The following is a 25,622-nucleotide window of genomic DNA, read 5'->3' as shown; positions in this document are numbered from 1 at the left end:
GGTGCGGCGTCGAAGCGTTCACGTCCAATAACCTTGTGTTCCCAAACCGGAAACGAGACTTGTGTCAATTCTGCAAGCCTCTGAATTAATCGCTCGTTGGAGGCGAATTGAGGCTACTTGATGGTTGACGACACCATTTCGCCTCGTTTTGCCGGCCCGTCAACTCACCAGACATTACAGTCCGTTACACTCGCACCTTGACATAGGTGCCGGGGGCATCTCCCAGGGTTTTCATATGCTTGCCCGGTTTGCGGGCCGGAACGAGGGTGTCTTCCTGGGTCTCGATCCAGTGCTGCCAGTGCGTCCACCAGGAGCCGGGATGCTCCACTGCATTAGCGAACCATTGGCCAAAATCGCCCACCGGCTTGCCGCCGGTCCAGTACTGGTACTTCTTGGCTGCCGGCGGATTGACGACACCGGCGATGTGGCCGGAGCCGGCCATCACATACTCGACGTCGCCGCCGAAGTATTGCGAGCCGAGGAACACGGACAGCGCCGGCGCGATGTGATCTTCCTTCGACGCCAGATTGTAGACCGGGATGGTGACGTCGGCCAGCGACACAATGCGGCCGGCGAGCTCCATCACGCCGCGCGTCAGATTGTTCTCGAGATAGCAGTTGCGCAGATAGAAGGAATGGTTGGCCGCCGCCATGCGGGTGGAATCGGCGTTCCAGTAGAGCAGGTCGAAGGGCAGGGGATCCTTGCCGCGCATGTAATTGTTGATGACATAGGGCCAGATCAGGTCGCCCGAGCGCAGCATGTTGAAGGCCGTCGCCATCTTGGTGCCGTCGAGGTAGCCCTTCTCGTTCATCGATTTCTCGACCGCCGCCACCTGGTCCTCGTCGACGAACACTTTCAGGTCGCCGGCATGGGTGAAGTCGACCTGCGTGGTGAAGAAGGTCGCCGACTTGATGCGGTCGTCGCCTTCCTGCGCCAGGAGCGCGAGTGCGGCCGCCAAAAGCGTGCCGCCGACGCAATAGCCGATGGCGTTGACCTCCTTCTCGCCGGTCGCCTTCTCGATCGTGTCGAGGCCGTATTGCAGGCCTTCCCTGATATAGGCCTCCCAGCCCTTGGCGCCGTGGCGCTCGTCGGGATTGATCCAGGAAATGACGAAGACGGTGTGGCCCTGCTCGATCGCCCAGCGGATGAAGGACTTTTGTGGATTGAGATCGAGGATGTAGTATTTGTTGATCCATGGCGGGCAGATCAGCAGCGGGCGCTTGAGCACGGTCTCGGTCGTCGGATCGTACTGGATGATCTCGGCGACATCGCTGCGGCCGACCACCTTGCCGGGCGACATGGCGACGTTCTTGCCGATCTCGAAGGGCGAATAGTCGGCCTGTCTCAGCTTCAGGTCGCCCTTGCCGGCGGCGATGTCCTCGGCCAGCATCTTCATGCCGCGCACCAGGTTTTCGCCATTCGAGGCGACAGTTTCGCGAAACAGCTCCGGATTGGTCAGGATGAAGTTCGACGGCGAGATGGCGTTGGACACCTGCTTGACGTAGAAGCTCGCCTTGTGGCGGGTGTGGTCGTCGAGGCCTTCGGCGTGCTCGACCAGGTCAGCCGCCCAGCGCGAGGTGACGAGATAGGCCTGCTTGAGGAAATCGAAGAACGCGTTGCGGCCCCATTCAGGGTCCTGGAAGCGCTTGTCGCCGCGCTCGGGCTGGACCGCATCGTCCGGCGCCTCGGCGTTCGGGCTGATGCGCTGGATCGCGTTTCCCCAGACGGTCATGTAGCCAGCGAACAGTCGCGTCTGCGCTTCCAGCGCGCGTTGCGGGTCGGCCAGCCAGTATTCGCTGAGCTTGGAAAAGGTTTTGACCATGTCGACCACGGGCTCGGCGACGTGATCGCGCACCTCGCCCTTTTCGCGCGGCTCGGCCCAGGCGGAGGCCGCCTTGCCGGCCTGTTCGACCATGCGCGCCATGTTCAACGCGAAGCGTTCCGGGTCTTTCACCAGATATTGCTCGACGGTCGAAGATTGATCATCTTCCGCTTTGCTCGAATCAGGTGTTTTGGACATGGCTCGCGGGGTTCCTCCCGAGGCGTTTTCTTGACATATTATCATGGGACATCTGACCGGGTCCAATGCGCTGTACCCCGGCTGCCAGGAAAACAATATGACGATTAACACCGGCAAGACCATTTTTTCGGGGGCAGGCCGCTTTTGCCGCATCGCTGTTGCGACAGCTTTTCTGGCGCCAGGGCTGTTGGCAGCAGGCGGCTGCACGAGCGCCAACACCGGCAACGGGATGAATACCGGCCTGACCCAGGGCCCGCAGGACACCGGTTCCTATCCCAATCTCAACATCCCGCCGCAGGTGGCGGCAAAGCAGCTCACCCCTGAGGAGACCCAGGCCAAGCTTGCCCAGTTGAAGGGCGAACAGCAGGCGCAAGCGGGCAAGGGCGGCGGCGGTGTCCCTTCCACCAGCCCGGCGGCCCTGAACTCGCTGGCGAAGAACCATGGCAAGGACACGCTGAAGCAGATCGAGGCCAAATGCGATCCCGCCCTCGACCCTACCTGCAAATAGAGCTATATGGCGCGCCGAAAGCCGCCTTTGCCCAAGGCGCTTAGCCAACTCTGCCAAAGCCAATTCTAATCGTCTGGAACTGACATGGAAGAATTTCACAAGGTCCGCCGGCTTCCGCCTTACGTGTTCGAACAGGTCAACCGGCTGAAGGCCAGTGCCCGTTCGCGCGGCGCCGACATTATCGACCTTGGCATGGGCAATCCGGACCTGCCGACGCCGAAGGCGATCGTCGACAAATTGTGCGAAGTGGTGCGCGACCCGCGCACGCATCGCTATTCCTCCTCGCGCGGCATTCCCGGCCTGCGCCGCGCCCAGGCCGCCTACTATCAGCGCCGCTTCGGCGTGAAGCTCAATCCCGACACGCAAGTGGTGGCCACGCTCGGCTCGAAGGAAGGCTTCGCCAACATGGCGCAGGCGATCACCGCGCCCGGCGACGTCATCCTGTGCCCCAACCCGACCTATCCGATCCACGCTTTCGGCTTCATCATGTCGGGTGGCGTCATCCGTTCGCTGCAGGTCGAGCCCGATGACGGCTTCATTCCGGCGCTCGAACGCGGTGTCCGCCATTCGATCCCGAAGCCGCTGGCGCTGATCCTCAACTATCCGTCGAACCCGACGGCGCTGGTCGCCTCGCTCGATTTCTACAAGGACGTCGTCGCCTTCGCCAAGAAGAATGACATCATCATCCTGTCGGACCTTGCCTATTCGGAGATCTATTTCGACGGCAATCCGCCGCCTTCGGTGCTGCAGGTGCCGGGCGCTATCGATGTCTGCGTCGAGTTCACCTCGATGTCGAAGACATTCTCCATGCCCGGCTGGCGGATGGGCTTTGCCGTCGGCAATGAGCGGCTGATCTCGGCGCTGACCCGGGTGAAGTCCTATCTCGATTACGGCGCCTTCACGCCGATCCAGGTGGCGGCGGCACATGCGCTGAACGGTGACGGCGCCGACATCGCCGAAGTGCGCGAGGTCTATTTGAAGCGCCGCGACGTTATGGTCGACGCCTTCAGCCGCGCCGGCTGGACCATTCCCGCACCCGCGGCCTCGATGTTCGCTTGGGCGCCGATCCCGGAGCCGTTCAAGCATCTCGGCTCGCTCGAATTCTCCAAGCTCCTGATCGAGCACGCCGACGTGGCGGTCGCGCCGGGCATCGGCTTCGGCGAGCATGGCGACGATCATGTGCGCATCGCGCTGGTCGAGAACGAGCATCGGATCCGGCAGGCGGCGCGCAACATCAAGCGCTTCCTGGCGTCCAGCGCCAAGCAGCCGAACAATGTGGTGCCGCTCGCCGCGCATCGTTAGAGCAGTCCACCGTTTCACCGAAACGGCGATCTGCTCTAACTCATTGTTTTTGACGCAATTCCGGACGGAAAACCGTTTCACACTTTTTCTGGAATTGCTCTAAGGTCGCCGCACATCTTATTTGAGCAGTTTTGAGGGGCGTCGCCGGATATGGCTGAAGCGTTGCGTGTTGGAATTGCGGGTCTCGGTACCGTCGGCGCTTCGGTGGCGCGCGTGTTGCGCGACAAGGCGGCCGAGCTGACGCGCCAGTGCGGTCGGGACGTCGTCGTCACTGCCGTTTCGGCCCGCGATGCCAAGCGCGATCGCGGCGTTGACCTCACCGCCGCCAAATGGTTCGACGATCCGGTCAAGATGGCGCAGACCGCCGACATCGACGTCTTTGTCGAACTGATAGGCGGCGATGAAGGGCCGGCGCGCTCGTCGGTCAAGGCAGCGCTTGAGGCCGGTCGCCATGTCGTCACTGCCAACAAGGCGCTGCTAGCCAAGCACGGCGTAGCACTTGCCGAAATCGCCGAGAAGAAGGGCGTGCTGCTCAACTACGAGGCGGCGGTGGCCGGCGGCATTCCGGTCATCAAGACGATGCGCGAGGCGATGGCCGGCAATTCGGTCACCCGCGTCTTCGGCATCCTCAACGGCACCTGCAACTACATACTGACCCGCATGGAAGCGGAGGGCATCTCGTTCGACGAATGCCTGAAGGACGCGCAGCGGCTGGGCTATGCCGAGGCCGACCCGACCTTCGACATCGAGGGCCATGACACCGCGCACAAACTGTCGATCCTGACCAGCCTGGCCTTCGGCACGAAAATCGCCGCCAACGATATCTACATGGAAGGCATTTCCAACATCAGCCAGGCCGACATCCGCGCTGCCGGCGACCTCGGCTACCGGATAAAACTGCTTGGCGTCGCGCAGCGCACCGACAGCGGCATCGAGCAGCGCGTGCACCCGACCATGGTGCCGACGGCCTCGGTCATCGCGCAGGTGCATGGCGTCACCAACGCGGTCGCCATCGAAACCGACATTCTGGGCGAACTGCTGCTCTCCGGCCCCGGCGCCGGCGGCAACGCCACCGCGTCCGCCGTGGTCGGCGACATCGCCGACATCGCCAAGAGCCGGCCGGGCTTCCAGCACGGTCCGGTGTTCGGCCTGCCTGCGAAGGAATTGCGCCCCTACAAGAAGGCGCAGATGCGCAGCCATGCCGGCGGCTATTTCATCCGCCTGACCGTGCACGACCGCATCGGCGTCTTTGCCGCGATCGCCAAGCGCATGGCCGACAACGATATTTCGTTGGAATCGATCGTTCAGCACGCGGCCGGGCCGGAAACCGATGCGCAGAAGACGGTTATCCTGGTCACGCACGAGACGACCGAAGCCGCCGTGCGCAAGGCTGTCGACGGCATCACCAAGGACGGCCATCTCACAGACAAGCCGCAGGTCATCCGCATCGAGCGGGCTGGGTAGCGAAAGTCATCCTTCTCCTTCAATCGATTGATATTGCTGCGATTTCGAAAAATCGAGCGGCCAAGTCTTGCCGTTGTCATGGAGCTTTGACACAAGAAGCAGCCCCTTGGCGGAGGCGCGTGCGAACGAGGATTTCTCCCGATGAATGTGGCCCAGAGCATTGTCGCCGGTCTCGACCGGATACTCACCATGGAAGTTGTGCGCGTCACCGAGCGTGCCGCGGTCGCGGCCGCCAGATTGCGCGGGCGCGGCGACGAAAAAGCCGCCGACCAGGCCGCAGTCGACGCCATGCGCCAGGAACTCAATCGTCTCGCCATCAAAGGCACGGTGGTGATCGGCGAGGGCGAGCGCGACGAGGCGCCGATGCTCTATATCGGCGAGGAAGTCGGCAGCGGGAAGGGACCGGCGGTCGACATCGCGCTCGATCCGCTCGAAGGCACGACGATCTGCGCCAAGAACCTGCCCAATGCGCTGGCCGTCATCGCCATTGCCGAAAAGGGCAGCCTGTTGTTCGCCCCCGACGTCTACATGGACAAGATCGCCATCGGTCCGGGCTATGCCGAAGGCGTCATCGATATCGACGCCTCGCCGGCGCAAAACATCGCCAGCCTGGCCAGGGCCAAGGGCGTCGCGATTTCCGAAATCACCGCCTGCATCCTCGACCGGCCGCGCCATGAAAGGCTGATCGAAGCGGTGCGCGCCACGGGCGCCGCGATCCGGCTGATTGGCGACGGCGATGTCGCCGGCGTCATCCATACCACCGACCCGGAAGAGACCGGCATCGATATCTATCTCGGCACCGGGGGTGCGCCGGAAGGCGTGCTGGCGGCGGCGGCACTGCGTTGCACCGGCGGCCAGATGCAGGGCCGGCTGATCCTCGACACGGCAGAAAAGGCGGCGCGCGCGGCCAAGATGGGCATTGCCGATCCGAAGCGGATCTATCGCGCCGAGGACATGGCGCGCGGCGATGTGCTGTTTGCGGCCACCGGCGTCACCGACGGCAACATGCTGGCTGGCGTCAAGTTCGGCGGCAATTACATCACCACGCACACCATCGTACTGCGCTCCTCGTCGCGCACCGTGCGCGAGATCAAGGCGCGTCACCAGGATCTGGAAAAGTTTTGAGACTTTCCTGTTTAGCCGTCGCATATTGCCTGAAATGACAATCTGCAGACGACGCGTCATATGACGGGCGACAAACGCCTCTTCCTCGATGTCAGGCAGTCCGCAACCGGTGTTTCCTGGGAACACCGGTTGAGCGAACGGCAGGACATGACGGCGCTTGCGATCGCGCAGGGACATGGCGTGCCCGACATTGTCGCGCGCGTCTTGGCCGGGCGCGGCGTCACCGCCGACAAGGCCGAGCGCTTCCTCGATCCGACGATCCGCGACCTGTTGCCCGACCCGGCCTCGCTGACCGACATGGACAAGGCCGCCGCTCGTATCGCCGACGCAGTCATGGCCAAGGAAAAGGTGGCGATCTTCGGCGACTACGATGTCGATGGTGCCGCCTCGTCCGCGCTGCTCAAGCGCTTCCTGACGCATTTCTCGGTGCCGTCGGAGATCTACATTCCGGACCGCATCTTCGAGGGCTATGGCCCCAATCCGGAGGCGATGCGCGAGCTGGTCTCGCGTGGCGCGACGCTGATCGTCACCGTCGATTGCGGCACCAACAGCGCCGTTTCCATCGACGCGGCCAAAGCCGCAGGCGCCGATGTCGTGGTGCTCGACCACCATCAGGTCGGTGGTGCGCTGCCGGAGGCGATCGCGGTCGTCAATCCCAATCGCGAGGATGATCTGTCGGGGCAAGGCCATCTGTGCGCTGCCGGCGTCGTCTTCCTCGCTCTGGTGCAGACAGCGAGGGTTTTGCGCAGCCGCAGGCCCGAAGCCGCGCAGCCGGACCTGCTGTCGCTGCTTGATCTCGCCGCGCTGGCGACCGTCTGCGATGTGGTGCCGCTGATCGGCGTCAACCGCGCCTTCGTGGTCAAGGGCCTGCAAATGGCGCGCCAGCAGAAGAATGAGGGGCTGGCCGCACTGGCGCGGGTGTCGCGCATCGGCGAGCCGATCGGCACATTTCATCTCGCCTATCTGATCGGGCCGCGCATCAATGCCGGCGGCCGCATCGGCGATGCAGCGCTGGGCAGCCGGCTGCTTGCCACCGACGATCCGGTCGAGGCAGGCACGATTGCCGAGACGCTCGACCGGCTCAACCAGGAACGCCAGCAGATGGAGCTGGAGATGCTGGCCGCGGCGCGCGCCGAGGCCGATGCCGAGCTTGCCGGCGGCAATGGCCCGGCCATCATCGTCACCGCCAGCACCAGCTGGCATCCAGGCATTGTCGGCCTGATCGCCTCGCGGCTGAAGGATCATGCGCACCGGCCGGCCTTCGCTATCGCCTTCAACGCCAACGGCATCGGCACCGGCTCGGGCCGTTCGGTATCAGGCTTCGACCTCGGACGGCTGGTGCGCGAGGCGGCCGATGCCGGGCTGATCGTCAAGGGCGGCGGCCATGGCATGGCGGCCGGCATCACGGTCGAACGCACCAAGCTCGGTGAACTCCGGGCCTTTTTCGAGGAGCGCGCGGCGGCCGAAGTGTTCCGGCTGCAGGACGAGGAAAGCCTGGCCATTGACGGTGCGCTCGCCGCCGAAGGCGCTACGCTTGCCCTGCTCGATGCACTGGAAAAGGCCGGTCCGTTCGGCGCCGGCCATGTCGCACCGGTGTTCGCGCTGCCGCGCCACCGGCTGGCCGACGCGCGGGCAGTCGGCACCAACCACATCCGCGCCGATTTGCAGTCCGATAGCGGCGGCCGCATCCAGGCGATCGCCTTTCGCGCGGTCGATACCGCGCTCGGCGAATTCCTGTTCAAGAACCGCGGCAAGACGATCCATGTCGCCGGCTCGTTGTCGGGCAATTACTGGAACGGCAACCGCACGGTGCAGTTCCGCATCACCGATGCGGCCAAGGCCTGACGTGTCCGCCTACAAATTTTGGTGACACGCATTAGTAGTACAGACAGTTGTCATCTACCGCCTGTTTGTAATCGTGGTTGTTAACTACGATTCAAGGCATCGATTAAGAAGTAAAAATGACAGAACATGTTGGAGCCCCTAGACTCTCTCGGTTCGCGAGCGTAGAATTTTGGACGCGAATGCTGATCTATTTGTTTGTTTTGATGGAGGTTAGAAATGCCTGTAATCAGACATGAAGAAATTGTATCAAAGTTTATTTCTTCCAAGGCTATCGACTTCGGCGCGTTGGGAAAATTTGTAGCTGAGCACGGGGCCAGCATTGCTGCATCTAGCAGTGGGGACTATGGGGTCCGCTTTGGTCACTACAACATTCTTGCCTGTTTTAACATCGGCCCAATAAATGACGGCCTGGAAAAGAAACTCAGTGGGCGTGGAATCGCCGCAGAGGTTATCGGCTGAGGTCGGAACTTCGAATCTGGCACAGGGCATGCTCTCTCGCCGCGACTTCTGCTGCGAAGCATGTGAGTAAACGTCCGGATATTCCATGTTGAGTCGGGATGATCTGGAGCGCCGGTTGTCGCTCGCGTTAAAGATTGCGAAGCGGGCAATTGGCGCTCTCGGTTCAGACGGCTACCGTGACGAGGCGGCGCTCGAAGACAGCTTCGGTCCCGACAAGCCGCTTGCCGAAACCGCGATGTTTCTGTACGCGGCTCGCGCAGTCACAGGGTCGGCGCGGCTGGACAGCCAAGTCGATGAGCTTTTGCGTGACCTGGCGCTACTGGCGAGGGCGGATCGCACGGCATTTGCAATCGCACTGTACCCGACTATTTGCTTTCAGTTGGGGATGCCGCACATCTTGCTTACCCAACTCGGACTTAAAGACGCACGCTTCGATTGCCTGCTGGCCTTGAGCGCTGAAGCCTTGGCACATCGGGGCAGGGAAGTAGTACCCCATCGCGTACTGGAAGGACTGTGGCTTCGATCATTGTGGAGCCAGACGCCCCCGGGTCCAGAGTTCGATCTTATCGCTGTGAACTCTGTGATGAACAACTCCCTCGACCTATTGTGGGGCAGCCGCGAGGATGCTTACGCCTACACTCACACCTTCATGTATTTCACAGATTTCGGATATGCCAATCGCCAATTGCCTCGCGATCGATTGCAAATTATTGGGGAATCGGAAGGGTTACTTGCGCGAAGTCTTCTTGTCGAAGACTTTGATCTCGCTGCGGAAACGCTGATGATCTGGCCTCTTGTCGCAGCACCTTGGTCTCCTGCGGCCGCGTTCGGGTTGCGTGTGTTGGCGGAACTTGAAGATCGATTTGGGTTTCTACCCGCTGGCAACGGAGTTCCGGAGAAGTTCGGCCACCTCGAGGGCAACGAGAGAACCAAGTACGCAATCGCCGCCTCATATCACACAGCCTACGTCATGGGCATGCTTTGTGCGCTGTCGTTGCGCCCTGGCAATGCGCCGCCGTCCAGCATTGTCGGCGAGCTCGCGCCGGCGATTTTGATTGAAGAGCTTTTCAGCGCGATCCGCGTCGTGGATACGCCTTGGCAGTCGACGTTCCAGAAGCTCGATCTGTCTGAACAGCGAGCCTTGGCGCCATTTTTGCTGGACATCGCGCTGTTGGAGACGACTCGAAACCACAATGTGGTGGGCGCTGCCAACTTACTCGAAACGGCCTCCCGGCATGGCATCGCCAATACCCTTGTCTGTGCACAGACAGCCGAGCTCCTTCGGCGACTTTCCGTATGCAGCGACACACAGTCAAATTAGTGCATTTGTCTCGGTTCGTTGTCTCTTCGGCAAGACGATCCATGTCGCCGGCTCGCTGTCGGGCAATTACTGGAACGGTAACCGCACGGTGCAGTTTCGCATCACCGATGCGGCAAAGGCCTGATGTCGCCGGATTGGCTTAGGCGAGAACCGTCTGCAGCCGCTTCAACTCGCTGATCTGCGCCATCGTCGCCTGGTAGCCGAGGCTGATGGCCTCGTCGGCGCGGTGGAATTCGGTCAGGCCGATATGGCTGAGCTTGGGCTGCAGCGACATGTCGGGCGGATCGCCGGCCAGCCTCGCGCGCGAAATCCGGTCCTGGATGATGTTGAAGGCTTCGACCATGACGCCAGTGATGCCGAGGCGCGTCTGGTGCGCCTGATGGTCGGGGTCGGCCTGGCCGGGCCGCGGCGCGTCCTTCTCAATGAGCAGTTCGCCGGCGCTGTGCTTGATGACGGCGGCGCGGCCGAACAGATCGTAGTGAAGGTTGACCGCGACGACCAGCGGCTGCTCGTAGGCACGGCAGACCGAAACCGGCACCGGATTGACCAGCGCGCCGTCGACCAGTACGCGGCCGTTGCAATTCACCGGTTCGAACACGCCGGGCAGCGCATAGGAGGCGCGCATGGCGGTGATCAGCGAGCCGTTCGACAGCCAGATTTCATGGCCAGTGCGGATTTCGGCGCCAACGGCCACGAAGGGCTTTGTCAGGTCCTCGAACCGGATGCCGGCCATATGTTCGCGCAAGCGTGCATCGAGCTTCATGCCGCCGAACAGGCCGCTGCCGCGCAGATTGAGGTCGAGCAGGCCGAAGATGCGGCGCTTGGTCAGGCTGCGGGCGAATTCCTCGAGCTCGTCGAGCTTGCCGGCGAGGTAGCAGCCGCCTACCAGCGCGCCGATCGAGGTGCCGGCGATCATCGAGACTTCGATGCCGGCTTCATCGAGTGCGCGCAGCACGCCGATATGCGCCCAGCCGCGGGCGCAGCCGCCGCCAAGCGCCAGCGAAATGCCTGTCTTGCCCGCAGGTTGCGGGTCAGGCACACCGCCGGACGATGAGGGGCCATTGGCCTCCCGCACGTCTGGTCTGCTACGCAATGACGCCCATTCGAGCATCATGATCTCCCATGTCCCAAGTCCGTTCTACAGGACGGACGTTTGAAAATAGTGAATATGAGTGGTTTGCGACTGTTGAATGGTTCACGCAGGCTTCCGGTACGTTTCTTCCGCATCGAACAGCGGCGTGCTGCCATCGTCGGCAAGCGTTGCCTTGCCGTCGTTGATCCCCACCGTCCGATAAAAGCATGAACGCCGGCCTGTGTGACAGGTTGCGTCGTGGCCCAACACTTTCACGCGAAGCCACAAGGCGTCCTGGTCGCAGTCGGTTCGCATCTCGACGACGTGCTGAAAATTGCCCGAGGTTTCGCCCTTTTTCCAAAGTGCGTTGCGCGAGCGCGACCAGTAGTGGGCGATGCCGGTCTCCAGCGTCAGCGCCAGCGCCTCGGCATTCATATGCGCGACCATCAAGAGCATACCGTCTTCGGCATCGGTAACGACGACCGTGACGAGACCGCTGGCGTCAAAGCGCGGTGAGAACACCGCGCCTTCTTCCAGCGCCTTCTTGTCCGATGGAGCCTTGGGAAATGTTAGTGCCGACATCGCCGGTCCTTGATCTAGCGATGCCGGCAAGGGGCTTACACCCCGAGGCCGCGCACCATGGTGACGAAACGGACCTGTTCTTCGGGCGTGTCCTTGAACACGCCGGTGAAGGTCGAGGTCAGCGTGGTGGAGCCCTGCTTGCGGATGCCGCGCATGGCCATGCACATATGCTCGGCCTCGATCATGACGGCGACGCCGCGCGGATTGAGCACGTCCTGGATGACGCCGGCGATCTGCGCAGTCATGGCCTCCTGCGTCTGCAGGCGATGGGCGAAAATATCAACGACGCGGGCAATCTTGGACAGGCCGACGACTTTGCCGTCCGGCAGATAGCCGACATGCGCCTTGCCGATGATCGGCACCATATGATGCTCGCAATGTGAATGGAATTGGATGTCCCTGACGATGACGAGATCGTCATAGCCGGCGACTTCCTCGAAAGTGCGGCCAAGTTCTTCGGCCGGGCACATGTCATAGCCGTTGAACATTTCGAGGAAGGCCTTGGTGACACGCTTGGGCGTGTCGATCAGACCCTCGCGGTTCGGATTGTCGCCGGTCCAGCGCAACAGCGTGCGCACGGCGGCCTCGACCTCGGCCTCGCTCGGTCTGTCGGTGACCGGCTTGTCCAGATAGTCGGAGGGGGGCATGATTTTCTTGATGACGGCATCCATAAAGGCGTCTCCCGTAGTTCCTCTCTCAGGAGGAACGAGTTGAACGGACCACGACCTTTCGGGTGCTGAAAACTCGCCCTGTTTCCAGCCCGCAAGCGGCGTGAACGAAATGGGCAAGGACGGCGGCTTTGCGTTGCCTTGTCGATACCCGACTGCCAGCATTATATATGGTCGTGCCCAGCGAATGAAAGACGCCACAGCGGCAATCGCTGTTCGCTTGGCGGCGACGGATTGGAAAAATATGATTGACGACGTCTACAATGCGAAAATTCTGGGTTTTGCCGGAAACATCGCACGCATCGGCCGGCTCGATGATCCGGACGCGACGGCACGCGCCCATTCCAAATTGTGCGGCTCGACAGTGACTGTCGACCTCAAGATGGACGATGGCGTCGTCACCGATTTCGCCCATGACGTGAAGGCCTGCGCGCTTGGCCAGGCCTCGTCCTCGATCATGGCTCAGCATGTCATCGGCGCCAGCGCTGACGAATTGCGGGCTGTGCGCGACACCATGCTGAAGATGCTCAAGGAAAACGGGGCGCCGCCAGAAGGTCGTTTCGCCGATCTGAAATATCTGGAGCCGGTGCGCGACTACAAGGCGCGCCATGCCTCGACCATGCTGACCTTCGACGCGGTCGTCGACGCCATCGGCCAGATCGAGAAGAAACGCGCCGAAGAAGCCGCGTGACATAGCGCCGGTTTCGCGCCGGCCATGATGGAGGAACCGCTTGCATTGGTTGACGGTGGCTTCGGGCCTTGCGGTTTCGCTGGTGACGAGCGGTTATGCGGCAGGAGCAGAAAGCGCTTCGAAGCAGAAGGCTGCCGCCTACCTTTCTGACAAGCTGGCTGACTGCTGGACTATCCCAGTCGACGACGGATCCGTGATCGCGATCACGCGCGTCCAAATCAGTCTGAACCCGGATGGCTCGCTCGCCGGACCGCCAAAGATACTCAACCCCGCGACAGAACCACAGGGCAAGAGGTTCAATGATAGCGCAGTTCGGGCAATTACCCGTTGTGCGCCCTTCACTGGCCTTGCAGCTTTTGCCGATAGCTACCAGGCTTGGCGCGAGACGACGGTCAATTTCGACGCCCGAGTGATGTCATCCAGCGCGCAGCAGAAATAGAAACCGAAGGCTTAAGAAGGACGCCGGCTTAGGTCTGGTGTTCCTGCGCGCGTCTGCTTTCGGCAAATTCGCTTCTCACCCAATCGGCAAAAGCCTTGGCCGGTTCCGGCAGGTCCTTCAAACTCCTGGCGACCAGCCAGTAGGCGCCGGATGCGACGTCGATGTCGAACGGCTTGATCAGCGCGCCGGACGCAATCTCCTCGCCGATCTGCAAAAGGTCGCCCAGCGCCACGCCGTGGCCGAGCAGGGCCGCCTGCTTCGACAGCGACACATCCGCCAGCATCGGGCCGCGCGCCGGAATGGCGTCGGCGGCCACGCCGGCTGCCTCGAACCAGCGCGCCCAGCCTTGACGGTTTTCCTCGTGCAACAGCGTGTAGCGGGCGAGGTCGAGCGGCTTTTCGAGAGCAGGGCCTGACGCCAGCAAGGCCGGCGACAGGACCGGTGAATCGACGGTCGAGGCGAGCCATTCGGCCTCGCTCCGCGGCCATGTGGTGGCGCGCGCGCTGAAGCGCAAGGCGAGTTCAGGCTGATCGCTGCGAAACTCGATCGGCCTTGGATCGACTTCGAGGGAGACGTCTATGTCGGGCCGCAACTTGGTGAAGCGGTTGAGCCGCGGCAACAGCCATACCGAGGCCAGCGATGGTTCGACGCTGACGCGGACCACCGACTGCGCAGGGGCAGCCACCAGGTCCGAAAGCAGTCTGTCGATGTCGTCGAAACTCCTGACCAACTGGTCGAGCAGGCGCTGGCCAGCCTCGGTCAGTTCGACGCGGCGGTGATGGCGGTGGAACAAGGGCCGGCGCAGGAACTGCTCGAGTTCGCGGATCTGCCGGCTGATCGCTGCCTGCGAGACGAACAGCTCCTCGGCCGCCCTGCTGAAACTCAATTGCCGGCCGGCCGCCTCGAAACTCCGCAACGCCGTCAGGGGCAGCCGTCCGCGCTTCATTCGCATAACCCAAAGTTATCCGAAGCGGAAATTATACTCGTTTGAAGGCGAAGACCAGTGGGCGTCTAATCCGTCTCAAAGGAGACACGGACATGATCCAGTTTCTGGAAATCTTTGGCGATGTGATGCGGATCGCGACGTTTCAATGGCGTGACGACAGGCGGCGTCATGCCCCGCGCATTGAGGAAAGGCCAGCCAGCCGCTGGGCGGCTCCCGCGGAGCGGCACCCCTTTCGCCGCTCGCGACACTGAAGCCAAGAAAGAGGCGAGTGAGTGAACGGGATTGCGTTTGCCAGCCGAAGCCCACATCTATCGACCTGGAAACGCAAGCTGACCCGGAAGCCGGTTTCGGGATCACGTTCGGAAAGAGACAGCGGTGGGCGACCAACATCGGCATGTGCATGCCGCCGGACAGACCCAGCGCGGGCGCAACTGGCCCGGCCCATGGCGCAAGACGCCCGGCCGCATTTTCGGCACGTCGCTGGTGCGGCTGTACCAGCTGACGCTGTCCGGCTTCGTCGGCAATTCCTGCCGGCATCTCCCGACCTGTTCCGAATACGCGCATGAGGCGATTGCCCGCCACGGTCTGTGGGCCGGCGGCTGGATGGGCCTGTTCCGCGTGCTGCGCTGCGGGCCGTTCGGCACGCATGGCATAGACGGTGTGCCGGAGGTGCTCGCTCCGCGCTATGTCTGGTTCACACCTTGGCGGTATTGGCGGATCGGCAAGAAGCGGGGTGAAGCCTGACGGGACTCTAGGTCGCCGATTCGAATCGCCAAAGCCGCATTTCTTTACGATCCGGTAGGGTTAACGTCAGCCTGCACAAAGACTGCGCATTTGAGTCAAAATCGAGCCAAGACGCTTCGCTAAGCGCCTTCTGTCATTCCCCAGGAGAGCTCACATGCGTCGGATCGAAACCCATCCCTTCATTATTGCCGCGGTCCTGTTCCTGCTGGCCTGGTTTCTGGGGTTTCCGATGCGCGCGCAATCGGCACCGCTTGGCGATCTCGAATGCACGCTGATCCAGGACGCGGCGAGCGGCGAGACGCTCTATCAGAACGGCGTCTGCGACCAACGCGTCAGCCCGGCGTCGACCTTCAAGGTGCCGCTGGCGCTGATCGGTTACGACAGCGGCATCCTGAGCGACGCGCATACGCCGAGCTGGGACTACAAGCCTGAGTTCAAGGCGGTGAAGCGCGACCACAAAACCGTCGACCCGACGATCTGGGAGCGCGACTCGATCGTCTGGTATTCGCGCGAGATCGTGCGCCGGCTGGGGAGCGAGAAGTTTGCCGGCTATGTATCTAAATTCGACTACGGCAACATGGATGTCTCGGGCGATGCCGGCAAGGATAACGGGCTCACGCAATCCTGGATCAATTCCTCGCTTGAGATATCGCCGGTCGAACAGACAGAATTCCTGCGCCAGCTGCTTGCCGACAAAATGCCGGTTTCTGCCAAGGCGCATGAGATGACCAGGGCCGTCTTGCCAAGTTTTCAAGCCGGTGATTGGACGGTGCAGGGCAAGACCGGCAGCACCAGGCTCGGCAACAGCAAGGACAAGCGTTCTCTCGGCTGGTTCGTGGGCTGGGCCGAAAAGGGCGACCGCAGGATCGTCTTTGCCCGACTGGTCGTCGACACCAAGCCGATCGACACGCCGAAAGGCCCCGCGACACGCGCGGCTTTCCTGAAGGATTTGCCGCAGCTGGTGAAGTGACCTTGGCTTAAACGCTTCGGCGGGCACGGATAAGGTGGCCGCCGGAATTCCTTGCCTCTGCCTTTGGCGCCCTGGAGAAGCGGGCGGCGATGTCGCCGCTTTCCAGATCTTCGATCTCATCGAAGCCGAGCTCGCGCAGCGATTGCGCCAGTGCGGCGGGGACGAAGAAGCTGATCCAGGGCTCGCCGACAGCGGCGACGCGCGCTGCATGGAAGGACAGCGCAGCCCGTCCCGCCGCATCGCGGTTCTCGGCCGGCTCGCTATAGTCGAAGACGACCTCAGAGCCGGGAATGCCAGCAATCCAGGACAGGGTGCCGAAGATGGCTTCCTGTGTCAGATATGGCACGACCCCAAGCCAGATGAAAAAGCTCGGCTCCGCCGGCTTCAGACCAGCCAATGCCAGTTCGTCCGCCAGGCTCTGCCGCTCGAAATCGACAGGCACGAAAGTGGTGGCCGGCGGTTCGGCAAGGCCAGCATTGGCGATGCATTTGCGTTTCCAGGCCTGCGTTGCCGGATGGTCTACTTCGAAGACGGCAAGGTTGGGGTAGGGATTGCGCAGCGAAAACGTGTCGAGGCCAGCGCCGAGCACCACCACTTGCCGGACGCCCCTGCGCACCGCCGCAGTCAGCCAGTCCTCGGCGAGACGGGCACGCGCCGCCACGAACAGGCGCATGCGCCGGCTGCGCTCATCTTCCTGCTCCAGGTCCTGCGCCGTCGGTGCAGCATCGCCCAGAATCGCACTCGCATAGGGGTCGCGAAACAGCCCCGCCTGCCGTGAGAACTGGTGGAGGGCCCGCATGCGCGCGACGCCCAGGGCGGTTCGGCTGGGTTTTAAGTCTTCCATGCCTGGGATTCCAACCCGCGTCCGGGAAATTCGCAAGCCTGTGCGACTGGGCTGCGACATCTGTCGCGCCATTTCCTGACGGCTGCGCCAATGACCGCTCTTTACCTCACGCCGTGCTGCCTCTAAAACCCGCCCGCTGCCGGATGCTTCCGGCTTCACACCACGACCACCCGCGCTCGTTTGCGGGACTGGATAGGAGATACCTGATGCTGAATTCCGTTTCCCTGACATTTCCCGATGGCTCCGTCCGCGACTACGACGCGGCGATGACCGGTGCGGGCCTGGCCGAATCGATCTCGAAGTCGCTGGCCAAGAAAGCCGTCGCCTATGCCATCGATGGCACCGTGCGCGACCTTTCCGATCCGCTTGGCAAGTCCGGCAAGGTCGAGATCATCACCCGCACCGACCCGCGCGCGCTGGAGCTCATCCGCCACGACGCGGCACACGTGCTGGCGGAAGCCGTGCAGGAGTTGTGGCCGGGAACCCAGGTCACGATCGGGCCGGTGATCGAGAACGGATTCTATTACGACTTTGCCCGCAACGAGCCGTTCACGCCGGACGATTTCCCGGTGATCGAGAAAAAGATGCGCGAGATCATTGCGCGCAACAAGCCGTTCACCAAGGAAGTCTGGTCGCGCGACAAGGCAAAAAAAGTCTTCGCCGACAAGGGCGAGCGCTACAAGCTCGAACTGATCGACGCCATTCCCGAGGACCAGGATCTCAAGATCTATGCCCAGGGCGACTGGTTCGATCTCTGCCGCGGCCCGCACATGGCTTCGACCGGGCAGATCGGCAACGCCTTCAAGCTGATGAAGGTGGCGGGCGCCTATTGGCGTGGCGATTCGAACAATCCGATGCTGACCCGCATCTACGGCACGGCCTGGGCCGAGCAGGCTGGACTCGATGCCTACCAGACGATGCTGGAGGAGGCGGAGAAGCGAGACCACCGCAAACTCGGCCGCGAGATGGACCTGTTCCATTTCCAGGAAGAGGGGCCGGGCGTCGTCTTCTGGCACGCCAAGGGCTGGAAGATGTTCCAGAACCTGGTCAACTACATGCGCCGCCGCCTCGACGAGCAAGGCTACCAGGAGGTCAACGCGCCGCAGGTTCTGGACAAGAGCCTGTGGGAGACGTCGGGCCACTGGGGCTGGTACCGCGACGCCATGTTCAAGGTGACGGTGGCCGGCGACGACACCGACGACGACCGCGTGTTCGCGCTGAAGCCGATGAATTGTCCGGGTCACGTGCAGATATTCAAGCATGGGTTGAAATCCTATCGCGATCTGCCCGTAAAGCTTGCAGAATTCGGCAATGTGCATCGCTACGAACCGTCCGGGGCGCTGCACGGGCTGATGCGTGTGCGCGGCTTCACGCAGGACGATGCGCACATCTTCTGCACCGAGGATCAGCTTGCCGCCGAGTGCCTGCGCATCAATGACCTGATCCTGTCGACCTATGCCGATTTCGGCTTCGACGAGGTGAGCGTGAAGCTGTCGACGCGGCCTGACAAGCGCGTCGGCACCGACGAGGCCTGGGATCATGCCGAGGCGATCATGAGCGGCGTGCTGGATACGATCCGGACGCGCTCGGGCAACCGCATCAAGACCTCGATCAATCCGGGCGAGGGCGCTTTCTATGGGCCGAAGTTCGAGTATGTGCTGAAGGACGCCATCGGCCGCGAATGGCAGTGCGGGACCACGCAGGTCGATTTCAACCTGCCGGAGCGCTTTGGCGCCTTCTACATCGGTTCGGATTCGGAAAAGAAGCAGCCGGTGATGGTGCATCGCGCCATCTGCGGCTCGATGGAGCGCTTCCTCGGCATTCTCACCGAGCATTATTCCGGTCATTTCCCGCTGTGGTTCGCGCCGCTGCAGGTGGTGGTGGCGACGATTACGTCGGACGCCGACGACTACGCGCGAAAGGTCGTCGCACAGCTGAAGGCGGCGGGGCTTATCGCCGAAGCCGACCTGCGCAACGAGAAGATCAACTACAAGGTCCGCGAGCATTCGCTGGCAAAGGTTCCGGTGATCCTCGTCTGCGGCAAGCGCGAGGCGGAGGAGGAGACGGTCAACATCCGCCGGCTCGGCTCCCGCGACCAGGAATCGCTCAAGCTGGCCGATGCGCTCAAGCTGCTGTCCGACGAGGCCACTTCGCCCGACCGCAGACGGCGCGCAGCCTGACCCATCGATATCTGCGGGAATGGCGGTGGAGCGATCCACCGCCATTTTCACATGCCTGTCACGCCAACCCTGTAACGAGCCCCCATGCTCAAGCTGAAAATGCGGGAAAGACCGTTTCCCGAGCTCTCCTACGCCAATGCGAGCCAGCCGGCGCTGACGCGCTGGTTCATCCATTCCATCGAAGGCCTGTCGGGGCGCGACCGCTATGCTGCGCTCTACGACTTCTGGCGCCGCCAGGTGGCGCCGACGGGCGAGCGCGTGTTCAGCCGCATGCTGGAGCTGATCGACGTCAAGGTGCGCAGCGCCGATCAGTGGCCGCCGGCGAAGCTGCCTGACGCGCCGCTGGTGATCGTCGCCAACCATCCGTTCGGCATCGGCGACGGCATTGCCGTGCTGTCGCTGGTCGAGCAGCTCGGGCGTCCGTTCCGGGTCATGATCCACAAGGATCTGCTCAAGATCCGCGAGATGGAACCGTACTCGCTGCCGATCGACTTTTCCGAGACCAAGGACGCGGTGAAGAACAACATGGCGGTACGCCACGAGGCGGTGCGGCTGTTGAAAGAGGGCGTCACCATCGTCGTGTTTCCGGCCGGCGGCGTTGCCACCGCGCCGAAAGGCTTTGGCCGCGCGCGCGACCTGCCGTGGAAGATGTTTCCGGCGCGCCTCGTTCAGGACGCCAAGGCGTCGGTGGTGCCGATGCATTTTTCCGGCCAGAACGGGCGGCTGTTCCACCTTGTCAGCGGTCCGATGAACATGGCCGAGCGCGAGGGAAGGGTGGCGAAATTCGTCGGCAAGGCATCGCTGACGCTGCGCCTTTCAATGCTCATCCGCGAATTCGCACGGCTGTCCGGCAAGGCGATCGACGTTCGCGTCGGCAACGTGCTGCGCTGGGACGAACTGGAGCCGCTGCGCGACCGCAAGACCTTGCTCGAGCGTTTGCATCGGGGTGTCTTCGACCTGGCGCCGGCCGCGCAGCCGCGTGGTCGCGTCCATTTCCTGCCGCGCCGCCTGCGCAAGGCAGCCTGACGAAACGGGTACACCTTCGATTGGGCAGGCAAAACCGGCCGGTTTAGTCGGCGCCTTCCTCGGGATCGATGGCCGACGCCTCGGTGGCCAGGACCTCAATTTCCTGGTTCTGGCCGGCGACGACGGTGAAATCCTTCTGGTAGATGCGGTCGCGGTTCTTGGCGATGATGGTGTACTGACCTTCGGCCAGCACCATCGAGGCAAAGGCGCCGACGGCTTCCTTGATCGGGTCGCCGGATTCGTTGAGCAGCGACCAGGATGTATCGGCGATGGCTTCGCCGCCGGTCTCGCGCACCAGCTTCATGGTCATCTCGGCCGCACGATGTTCGACCGTGGCTTCGGTCAGCTTGCCGGCCTCGACCCGGATGTCGGAGCGAATGACGGCATTCACCGCGCCATAGGTGGAGACGACATGGTAGACGCCGGCGTTGAGCCGCACGACGCTGTTCGGCTCGACATCGGGAATGATCAAGGCGCGGTCGCCATTCGCCTCGGCGGTGCCCTCATAGATGGAAAAGCGCAGCTTTTTGGGTGGAATGCGCACGCCGCCCGAGAGCACCGCGTCGAGCTTGAGGCCGCCGGCATCGAGCACCAGGCTTTCGCGCTTGGCGTCCTTGCCGACGGTAATGCGCTTGGTGGCGCCGGCGCGTCCGTAGGAGGCGTGCACCAGATAGCTGCCGGGTTCGAGCTGGAACACCGCGGTGCCGCCATGCGCGGACGCCACCATCGGCAGCTTGCCGTCGCTGGCCGCCTCGGGTTTGAACACACGCCAGACGATGCCGCGCGTGATATCGGCGCCCTTGTCGGTCAACTGCGCCGACAGCGTTATGGCGCCACCGCCACTGAGCGCCAGCGACCTCTCGCTCTTGGGCGATGCATAGCTCGAAATGTCGGGGAGTTTCAGATTGGAGATGCCGTCGGCATTCTGTGCCATGGCCATCGAGGCCGGCGCAAACAGCGCTGCGGCGAGCCAAATCAGCAAAAGGCGCAATGTCCCCTCAAACATGCCTTGCGTTGAAGCCCAAGGCGGTGGCAATTTCAAGGCTTAAGAGTCCGATCCGCCTTGGCAACAGGCTCTTTCGTCCGGCGCGTCCGCGCCAATGCCCGAGCCGCCCCGATCCGCGATGGCGCGCTTCAGCTCAAAATCAAGTGCTTTAGGAGACCAGGCCCCCATGGCGTCGCCGATCATCGACTTCCTGCTGACCCGAAATTCCGCACCGATCCCTGAATTGAAGGAACCGGCGCCTAGCGATGCCGATATCGCGACCATGATCGCAACTGCAAGCCGTGTGCCCGATCACGGCCGGCTGGAGCCCTGGCGTTTCATCCTCTATCGCGGCGAAGCGCGCGTCGAGATCGGCAGGAAACTGGCCGCACTTGCCGAACAGCGCGAGGGGCCGCTGCCGGAAAACCGCCGCAACCAGGAGCTGGCGCGGTTTTCGCGTGCGCCGCTGGTGATCGGCGTGGTGTCGGTTCCGAAGGACAACCCAAAAATCCCGCAATGGGAAATGTTCCTGTCCGGCGGTATGGCGGCGATGAACCTGATGATCGCGGCCAATGCGCTGGGCTACGGCACCAACATGATCAGCAACTGGTATTCCGACGTGGCCGAGGGCAGGGCACTGCTTGGACTGGCGCCACAGGAACGCGTCATCGGCTTCGTCCATATCGGCTCCTACCAGGGGCCGGCGCCGGAGCGGCCGCGGCCCGATCCGGCAAAGCTCTATGCCGATTATACGGGGCCGTGGAACGGCTGACTGGTGTGCGAGCCGTGGCGAGCCGGTTCACGGCGGCTTGCCAGCCGCGTTTGGTAGGTTCGACGTTTCTGTGGATGCCTTGGCGATGCACACGTGAAAAGCGATGCCGTTCGTCCAAACGCACGGTAAGAGGGCGGCTTGGGTGATGCGCTTGCGCACCGACCTTGGGATTGCGGGGGCGCCGGCGGCATGAAGAAACGAGACTCGTTGGCAACCCGGCTGCGCTACGGGTTCGACAAGAGCATGGCCGCCGGCCCCATCGCGCTGATCGGCTGGCTTGCCGTCGCTTCCCTGCTGATCATCATCGCCGCCGCGGCTTTCCTTGCCGTGACCCGCATCGCGCCGGAGGGCGGCGAGCCGCTGAACTTCTTCGAAGCGTTCTGGGAATCGCTGATGCGTACGCTCGATTCCGGTACGATGGGCGGCGACACCGGCTGGGCCTTCCGGCTCGTCATGCTGTTTGTCACGCTTGCCGGCATTTTCGTCGTGTCGGCGCTGATCGGCGTGCTCAGCGCCGGCGTCGACAGCAAGCTCGATGAATTGCGCAAGGGCCGTTCGCGGGTGCTGGAGAGCGACCACACCATCATCCTCAACTGGTCGCCGTCGATCTTCGACGTCATCTCTGAACTCGTCATTGCGAATGCCAGCCGCCGCCATCCGCGCATCGTCGTCATGGCCAATATGGACAAGGTCGCGATGGAGGACGAGATCGCCGCCAAGGTCGACAAACTGGGCAACACACGCATCATTTGCCGCAGCGGTGACCCGACCGACCTCTATGATCTCGCCATCGTCAACCCGCAGACGTCGCGCTCGGTCATCGTGCTGTCACCGGACGGCGACGATCCGGATTCGCAGGTGATCAAGACGGTGCTGGCGCTGGCCAACGACCCGAACCGGCGCACCGCGCCCTACAATATCGCCGCCGAGATCCGCGACGGCAAGAACGCCGAGGTCGCCCGCGTCGTCGGCGGGGCGGAGGTGCAGCTCGTGCTGGCCGATCAGCTGATCTCGCGCATCGTCGTACATTCGAGCCGGCAGTCGGGTCTCAGCGGCGTCTATTCGGAGCTGCTCGATTTCGACGGCTGCGAAATCTACACGACCGAACAGTCAGATCTTGTCGGCAAGACCTTCGGCGAGGCGGTGATGGCGTATGAGCATTGCGCGCTGATCGGGCTCTGCGACCAAAACGGCCGCGTCAATCTCAACCCGCCGTCGGAGCTGGTGATCGGCAAGGACATGCGCGCTATCATCATCGCCGAGGACGATGCCGCCATCAAGCTGGGAGGCGCGGCGGCCAAGGTCGATACCACTGCGATCCTTCGCCATCAGCCTGTCGAGGCGAAGCCCGAGCGCACGCTGATCCTCGGCTGGAACCGGCGCGGTCCGATCATCACCTATGAACTGTCGCGCTATGTCGCGCCGGGCTCGATCCTGACCATTGCCGCCGATACGCCCGGCCTCGAGCAGGAAGTTGCCGGACTGCCGGTCGTCGGCGACAATCTGGCGGTGTCCTGCCGCATCACCGACACGTCGAGCAGCACCGAGCTTGCCAGCCTGGACGTACCTTCCTATGACCATGTGCTCGTGCTGGGCTACAGCGAGACCATGGCAGCGCAGCCCGCCGATACGCGCACGCTGGTGACGCTGCTGCATCTGCGCAAGATTTCAGATGTTGCCGGCACGCATATCTCGATCGTCAGTGAGATGATCGATGTGCGCAACCGCGAGTTGGCGGCGGTGACCAAGGCCGATGATTTCGTCGTCAGCAACCGGCTGGTCAGCCTGATGCTGGCGCAGGCGTCGGAGAACCAGTATCTCGCCGCGATCTTCGATGACCTGCTCGACGAAGAGGGCTCCGAAATCTACATGCGCCCGGTCGGCGACTATGTCGCCATCGACCAGCCGGTGACCTTCTGGACGATCGCGGAATCGGCGCGGTTGCGTGGCGAGATCGCCATCGGTTACCGGCGCGTCCGCGCCGCGCAGACCGATGAGCGGGCGCTGGGCGGCGTCACCGTCAACCCGCTGAAGTCGCAAGCGCTGGCCTACCTGCCGGAGGACCGGGTCATCGTCCTGGCGCGGGACTAAGAGGAAACGCCAGCCGCCCTGGCGCGAGCCAGCAGCCGTTCGGCCAGCCGCAGATGCGGCCGGTCGTACATCTTGCCGTCAATGCCGACCACGCCGGGATTTCCGGCCACCTCGAAGGCCGCGACAATGGCCTGCGAGCGTTCCACCGCCTCCGCCGATGGCGTGAAGGCGGCGTTGATGACCGGCACCTGTGCCGGGTGAATCGCCATCTTGCCGGTAAAGCCGTCGCGCTCTGCCTCGACGCATTCGGCTTCGAAGGCGGCCATGTCACGAAAGCCGGGGAAGACCGTGTCGATCGCCGCGACTTCGGCCGCGCCGGCGGCGAGAATGGTCATGGAGCGGGCAAGGCCGAAGACATCGGTGTAGCGGCCGTTTTCGTCGCGCGCTGCGCGCGCGCCGATCGCCGCCGACAGATCCTCCGCACCCCACGTGAGACCGGCAAGCCGGGCGCTTGCGCCGGCATAGGTCGCGGCTGCCAGCACACCGGCAGCGGTCTCGGTGATGATCGGCAGGATTTTTATGCCGCCGTCCGGCAATCCGTTTTCGGCTTCGTGCACGCGCAGCTTTGCGGAGAGCTGCTGCACGTCCTGTCCGCTATTCGATTTTGGCAGCATGATGCCGTCGGGTTTGGCCGAGACCAGGGCGGCCAGATCGTCGTCGGTCAATCCGCTCGAGAGATCGTTGACTCGGATATAGATGGCGGAGCTTGTCTGCTGCCTGTTGCCGGCAATGAAGCGTGCCGCGATGCCGCGCGCCGCTACCTTGTTTTGCGGCGCCACCGAGTCCTCAAGATCGACGATGACCACGTCGGCGCCGCTGTCGAAACCCTTCTGTAGCTTCTTTTCGGAATCGCCGGGCACAAACAGCAGCGAGCGCATCAGGCTGCCTTTTTCATCATCATCGCCTGACGCGTGCATTTGGCGACGAGAACGTCGTTCTGATTGTAGGCGCGATGCTCGAACTCGACGATGCCGCGGTCCGGTTTCGATTTCGATTCCCTGACCGAGAGCACCGTGGTCTCGACACGGATGGTGTCGCCGTGGAACACCGGGTGCGGAAACACCGTCTCCTTCATGCCGAGATTGGCAACCGTGGTGCCGACGGTGATGTCATTGACGGAGATGCCGATCATCAGGCCGAGCGTGAACAGTGAATTGACCAGCGGCTTGCCCCATTCGCTTTTGGCGGCAAAGTCGAAGTCGATATGCAGCGGCTGCGGGTTCAGCGTCATCACCGAAAACAGCATGTTGTCGCTTTCAGTGACGGTCTTGCGCAGTGTGTGCCGGAAGACATGGCCGACGACGAACTCTTCGAGATAAAGCCCGGCCATCGTTTCCTCCTCATCTGGTTGACGGTTGATAGGCGCTGCCCATGCCACCCGCAAGCCAGTTAACGCGCGTCGCGCTGAAACTGATTCATGCGACGCGCTTTAACGTCTTTGTTTGATGCATGTCGTTCTCTCAAAACCGGACCACTTTTGAGCGACATGCATTAATAAACATGGTGAACCGTTCGTAAACCTTTTCTGCCTAGGGTCATTCTTGGGGCCGGAAACTTGCCGGCAAGGG

At 62.7% G+C, this 25,622-nt stretch carries 25 protein-coding genes; 16 read left to right on the top strand and 9 right to left on the bottom strand.

Going from position 1 to position 25,622, the window contains the following annotated elements:
- Positions 1–184 precede the first annotated feature (184 nt).
- Positions 185–2,020, bottom strand: a complete 1,836-nt coding sequence (gene phaC, locus AC1DYC_RS08165; protein ID WP_477405317.1) for a class I poly(R)-hydroxyalkanoic acid synthase — start codon at positions 2,018–2,020, stop codon at positions 185–187.
- A 97-nt stretch (positions 2,021–2,117) separates the two neighbouring features.
- On the opposite strand from phaC, the gene AC1DYC_RS08160 reads away from it, so the two are divergent.
- From AC1DYC_RS08160 to AC1DYC_RS08130, 7 genes are all read left to right on the top strand, one after another.
- A complete protein-coding gene (locus tag AC1DYC_RS08160; protein WP_477401423.1) occupies positions 2,118–2,528 on the top strand; it encodes a hypothetical protein in 411 nt (136 codons plus the stop codon).
- 84 nt (positions 2,529–2,612) lie between these two features.
- Complete coding sequence (locus tag AC1DYC_RS08155; protein ID WP_023681615.1) at positions 2,613–3,830, top strand: LL-diaminopimelate aminotransferase; 1,218 nt, start codon at positions 2,613–2,615, stop codon at positions 3,828–3,830.
- Between the two features lie 150 nt (positions 3,831–3,980).
- Positions 3,981–5,294 (top strand): homoserine dehydrogenase, encoded by a 1,314-nt coding sequence (locus AC1DYC_RS08150; protein WP_477308325.1) that lies wholly within the window; start codon positions 3,981–3,983, stop codon positions 5,292–5,294.
- A gap of 141 nt (positions 5,295–5,435) precedes the next feature.
- On the top strand, positions 5,436–6,419 hold the full coding sequence (glpX, locus tag AC1DYC_RS08145; protein ID WP_477405315.1) for a class II fructose-bisphosphatase: 984 nt from the start codon (positions 5,436–5,438) through the stop codon (positions 6,417–6,419).
- A gap of 60 nt (positions 6,420–6,479) precedes the next feature.
- Positions 6,480–8,264: a single-stranded-DNA-specific exonuclease RecJ gene (gene recJ / locus AC1DYC_RS08140; RefSeq protein ID WP_477405313.1), complete on the top strand. Its 1,785-nt coding sequence runs from the start codon at positions 6,480–6,482 to the stop codon at positions 8,262–8,264.
- A 216-nt stretch (positions 8,265–8,480) separates the two neighbouring features.
- Positions 8,481–8,723: a hypothetical protein gene (locus tag AC1DYC_RS08135; protein WP_477405311.1), complete on the top strand. Its 243-nt coding sequence runs from the start codon at positions 8,481–8,483 to the stop codon at positions 8,721–8,723.
- Between the two features lie 85 nt (positions 8,724–8,808).
- Positions 8,809–10,044, top strand: coding sequence for a DUF6895 family protein (locus AC1DYC_RS08130; RefSeq protein ID WP_477405309.1), 1,236 nt, complete (start codon positions 8,809–8,811; stop codon positions 10,042–10,044).
- 139 nt (positions 10,045–10,183) lie between these two features.
- Here the strand turns inward: AC1DYC_RS08130 and AC1DYC_RS08125 are convergent, their stop codons facing one another.
- The 3 genes from AC1DYC_RS08125 to folE all read right to left on the bottom strand — a co-directional run bounded on the left by AC1DYC_RS08125 (position 10,184) and on the right by folE (position 12,369).
- A complete protein-coding gene (locus AC1DYC_RS08125; protein WP_477408205.1) occupies positions 10,184–11,155 on the bottom strand; it encodes a patatin family protein in 972 nt (323 codons plus the stop codon).
- Positions 11,156–11,239: 84 nt separating this feature from the next.
- On the bottom strand, positions 11,240–11,698 hold the full coding sequence (gene hisI / locus AC1DYC_RS08120) for a phosphoribosyl-AMP cyclohydrolase (protein ID WP_477405307.1): 459 nt from the start codon (positions 11,696–11,698) through the stop codon (positions 11,240–11,242).
- A gap of 35 nt (positions 11,699–11,733) precedes the next feature.
- The gene (folE, locus tag AC1DYC_RS08115) at positions 11,734–12,369 is read right to left on the bottom strand and encodes a GTP cyclohydrolase I FolE (protein ID WP_454574164.1); all 636 of its coding nucleotides are present in this window, start codon (positions 12,367–12,369) and stop codon (positions 11,734–11,736) included.
- 241 nt (positions 12,370–12,610) lie between these two features.
- On the opposite strand from folE, the gene AC1DYC_RS08110 reads away from it, so the two are divergent.
- Both AC1DYC_RS08110 and AC1DYC_RS08105 read left to right on the top strand, forming a co-directional pair.
- The gene (locus tag AC1DYC_RS08110) at positions 12,611–13,057 is read left to right on the top strand and encodes an iron-sulfur cluster assembly scaffold protein (protein WP_112564670.1); all 447 of its coding nucleotides are present in this window, start codon (positions 12,611–12,613) and stop codon (positions 13,055–13,057) included.
- Positions 13,058–13,097: 40 nt separating this feature from the next.
- The gene (locus AC1DYC_RS08105; protein ID WP_477405305.1) at positions 13,098–13,496 is read left to right on the top strand and encodes a hypothetical protein; all 399 of its coding nucleotides are present in this window, start codon (positions 13,098–13,100) and stop codon (positions 13,494–13,496) included.
- 28 nt (positions 13,497–13,524) lie between these two features.
- Here AC1DYC_RS08105 and AC1DYC_RS08100 read toward each other — a convergent pair whose 3' ends face one another.
- Complete coding sequence (locus AC1DYC_RS08100; protein ID WP_477405303.1) at positions 13,525–14,442, bottom strand: LysR substrate-binding domain-containing protein; 918 nt, start codon at positions 14,440–14,442, stop codon at positions 13,525–13,527.
- Positions 14,443–14,534: 92 nt separating this feature from the next.
- Between AC1DYC_RS08100 and AC1DYC_RS08095 the strand changes: the two genes are divergently transcribed.
- The 3 genes from AC1DYC_RS08095 (at position 14,535) to blaOXA (ending at position 16,156) form a co-directional block, all read left to right on the top strand.
- Entirely contained in the window at positions 14,535–14,693 is a 159-nt protein-coding gene (locus AC1DYC_RS08095; RefSeq protein ID WP_477405301.1) for a hypothetical protein, read from the top strand.
- A 124-nt stretch (positions 14,694–14,817) separates the two neighbouring features.
- Complete coding sequence (gene yidD, locus AC1DYC_RS08090) at positions 14,818–15,186, top strand: membrane protein insertion efficiency factor YidD (RefSeq protein ID WP_477405299.1); 369 nt, start codon at positions 14,818–14,820, stop codon at positions 15,184–15,186.
- A 154-nt stretch (positions 15,187–15,340) separates the two neighbouring features.
- Complete coding sequence (gene blaOXA, locus AC1DYC_RS08085) at positions 15,341–16,156, top strand: class D beta-lactamase (RefSeq protein ID WP_477405297.1); 816 nt, start codon at positions 15,341–15,343, stop codon at positions 16,154–16,156.
- Positions 16,157–16,163: 7 nt separating this feature from the next.
- On the opposite strand, the gene AC1DYC_RS08080 is transcribed toward blaOXA, so the two are convergent.
- The gene (locus AC1DYC_RS08080; RefSeq protein ID WP_477405295.1) at positions 16,164–17,000 is read right to left on the bottom strand and encodes an SAM-dependent methyltransferase; all 837 of its coding nucleotides are present in this window, start codon (positions 16,998–17,000) and stop codon (positions 16,164–16,166) included.
- 206 nt (positions 17,001–17,206) lie between these two features.
- On the opposite strand from AC1DYC_RS08080, the gene thrS reads away from it, so the two are divergent.
- Positions 17,207–19,180, top strand: a complete 1,974-nt coding sequence (gene thrS / locus AC1DYC_RS08075) for a threonine--tRNA ligase (RefSeq protein WP_477405293.1) — start codon at positions 17,207–17,209, stop codon at positions 19,178–19,180.
- An 84-nt stretch (positions 19,181–19,264) separates the two neighbouring features.
- Positions 19,265–20,206 (top strand): lysophospholipid acyltransferase family protein, encoded by a 942-nt coding sequence (locus AC1DYC_RS08070; RefSeq protein WP_477405291.1) that lies wholly within the window; start codon positions 19,265–19,267, stop codon positions 20,204–20,206.
- Between the two features lie 43 nt (positions 20,207–20,249).
- Here the strand turns inward: AC1DYC_RS08070 and AC1DYC_RS08065 are convergent, their stop codons facing one another.
- Positions 20,250–21,212 (bottom strand): hypothetical protein, encoded by a 963-nt coding sequence (locus AC1DYC_RS08065; RefSeq protein WP_477308356.1) that lies wholly within the window; start codon positions 21,210–21,212, stop codon positions 20,250–20,252.
- 166 nt (positions 21,213–21,378) lie between these two features.
- Between AC1DYC_RS08065 and AC1DYC_RS08060 the strand changes: the two genes are divergently transcribed.
- Both AC1DYC_RS08060 and AC1DYC_RS08055 read left to right on the top strand, forming a co-directional pair.
- Positions 21,379–21,963 (top strand): nitroreductase family protein, encoded by a 585-nt coding sequence (locus tag AC1DYC_RS08060; RefSeq protein ID WP_477405289.1) that lies wholly within the window; start codon positions 21,379–21,381, stop codon positions 21,961–21,963.
- Between the two features lie 189 nt (positions 21,964–22,152).
- Entirely contained in the window at positions 22,153–24,054 is a 1,902-nt protein-coding gene (locus AC1DYC_RS08055) for a CASTOR/POLLUX-related putative ion channel (RefSeq protein WP_477405287.1), read from the top strand.
- Here AC1DYC_RS08055 and AC1DYC_RS08050 read toward each other — a convergent pair.
- Positions 24,051–24,932: an HpcH/HpaI aldolase/citrate lyase family protein gene (locus AC1DYC_RS08050; RefSeq protein WP_477405285.1), complete on the bottom strand. Its 882-nt coding sequence runs from the start codon at positions 24,930–24,932 to the stop codon at positions 24,051–24,053. The two genes, AC1DYC_RS08055 and AC1DYC_RS08050, sit on opposite strands and share 4 nt — an antisense overlap.
- Positions 24,932–25,384: a MaoC family dehydratase gene (locus tag AC1DYC_RS08045; RefSeq protein WP_477238491.1), complete on the bottom strand. Its 453-nt coding sequence runs from the start codon at positions 25,382–25,384 to the stop codon at positions 24,932–24,934. The genes AC1DYC_RS08050 and AC1DYC_RS08045 overlap by 1 nt, the downstream gene beginning before the upstream one ends.
- Positions 25,385–25,622 lie beyond the last annotated feature (238 nt).

Source organism: Mesorhizobium sp. P2_E7, from assembly GCF_056403855.1.
Note: the sequence above shows the minus strand (reverse complement) of the source record. Positions and strands in the feature narration are given on the sequence as shown.

Excerpts from the sequence above, each read along its gene's own strand:
- AC1DYC_RS08125 (WP_477408205.1), bottom strand. The coding sequence starts at position 11,155 with ATGCTCGAATGGGCGTCATTGCGTAGCAGACCAGACGTGCGGGAGGCC.
- AC1DYC_RS08060 (WP_477405289.1), top strand. The coding sequence starts at position 21,379 with ATGGCGTCGCCGATCATCGACTTCCTGCTGACCCGAAATTCCGCACCG.
- AC1DYC_RS08160 (WP_477401423.1), top strand. The coding sequence starts at position 2,118 with ATGACGATTAACACCGGCAAGACCATTTTTTCGGGGGCAGGCCGCTTT.
- AC1DYC_RS08130 (WP_477405309.1), top strand. The coding sequence starts at position 8,809 with ATGTTGAGTCGGGATGATCTGGAGCGCCGGTTGTCGCTCGCGTTAAAG.
- AC1DYC_RS08080 (WP_477405295.1), bottom strand. The coding sequence starts at position 17,000 with ATGGAAGACTTAAAACCCAGCCGAACCGCCCTGGGCGTCGCGCGCATG.
- hisI (WP_477405307.1), bottom strand. The coding sequence starts at position 11,698 with ATGTCGGCACTAACATTTCCCAAGGCTCCATCGGACAAGAAGGCGCTG.
- AC1DYC_RS08070 (WP_477405291.1), top strand. The coding sequence starts at position 19,265 with ATGCTCAAGCTGAAAATGCGGGAAAGACCGTTTCCCGAGCTCTCCTAC.
- recJ (WP_477405313.1), top strand. The coding sequence starts at position 6,480 with ATGACGGGCGACAAACGCCTCTTCCTCGATGTCAGGCAGTCCGCAACC.
- AC1DYC_RS08065 (WP_477308356.1), bottom strand. The coding sequence starts at position 21,212 with ATGTTTGAGGGGACATTGCGCCTTTTGCTGATTTGGCTCGCCGCAGCG.
- AC1DYC_RS08110 (WP_112564670.1), top strand. The coding sequence starts at position 12,611 with ATGATTGACGACGTCTACAATGCGAAAATTCTGGGTTTTGCCGGAAAC.
- AC1DYC_RS08135 (WP_477405311.1), top strand. The coding sequence starts at position 8,481 with ATGCCTGTAATCAGACATGAAGAAATTGTATCAAAGTTTATTTCTTCC.
- blaOXA (WP_477405297.1), top strand. The coding sequence starts at position 15,341 with ATGCGTCGGATCGAAACCCATCCCTTCATTATTGCCGCGGTCCTGTTC.
- folE (WP_454574164.1), bottom strand. The coding sequence starts at position 12,369 with ATGGATGCCGTCATCAAGAAAATCATGCCCCCCTCCGACTATCTGGAC.
- AC1DYC_RS08150 (WP_477308325.1), top strand. The coding sequence starts at position 3,981 with ATGGCTGAAGCGTTGCGTGTTGGAATTGCGGGTCTCGGTACCGTCGGC.
- AC1DYC_RS08050 (WP_477405285.1), bottom strand. The coding sequence starts at position 24,932 with ATGCGCTCGCTGCTGTTTGTGCCCGGCGATTCCGAAAAGAAGCTACAG.
- AC1DYC_RS08055 (WP_477405287.1), top strand. The coding sequence starts at position 22,153 with ATGAAGAAACGAGACTCGTTGGCAACCCGGCTGCGCTACGGGTTCGAC.
- glpX (WP_477405315.1), top strand. The coding sequence starts at position 5,436 with ATGAATGTGGCCCAGAGCATTGTCGCCGGTCTCGACCGGATACTCACC.
- AC1DYC_RS08045 (WP_477238491.1), bottom strand. The coding sequence starts at position 25,384 with ATGGCCGGGCTTTATCTCGAAGAGTTCGTCGTCGGCCATGTCTTCCGG.
- AC1DYC_RS08095 (WP_477405301.1), top strand. The coding sequence starts at position 14,535 with ATGATCCAGTTTCTGGAAATCTTTGGCGATGTGATGCGGATCGCGACG.
- thrS (WP_477405293.1), top strand. The coding sequence starts at position 17,207 with ATGCTGAATTCCGTTTCCCTGACATTTCCCGATGGCTCCGTCCGCGAC.
- AC1DYC_RS08100 (WP_477405303.1), bottom strand. The coding sequence starts at position 14,442 with ATGAAGCGCGGACGGCTGCCCCTGACGGCGTTGCGGAGTTTCGAGGCG.
- AC1DYC_RS08155 (WP_023681615.1), top strand. The coding sequence starts at position 2,613 with ATGGAAGAATTTCACAAGGTCCGCCGGCTTCCGCCTTACGTGTTCGAA.
- phaC (WP_477405317.1), bottom strand. The coding sequence starts at position 2,020 with ATGTCCAAAACACCTGATTCGAGCAAAGCGGAAGATGATCAATCTTCG.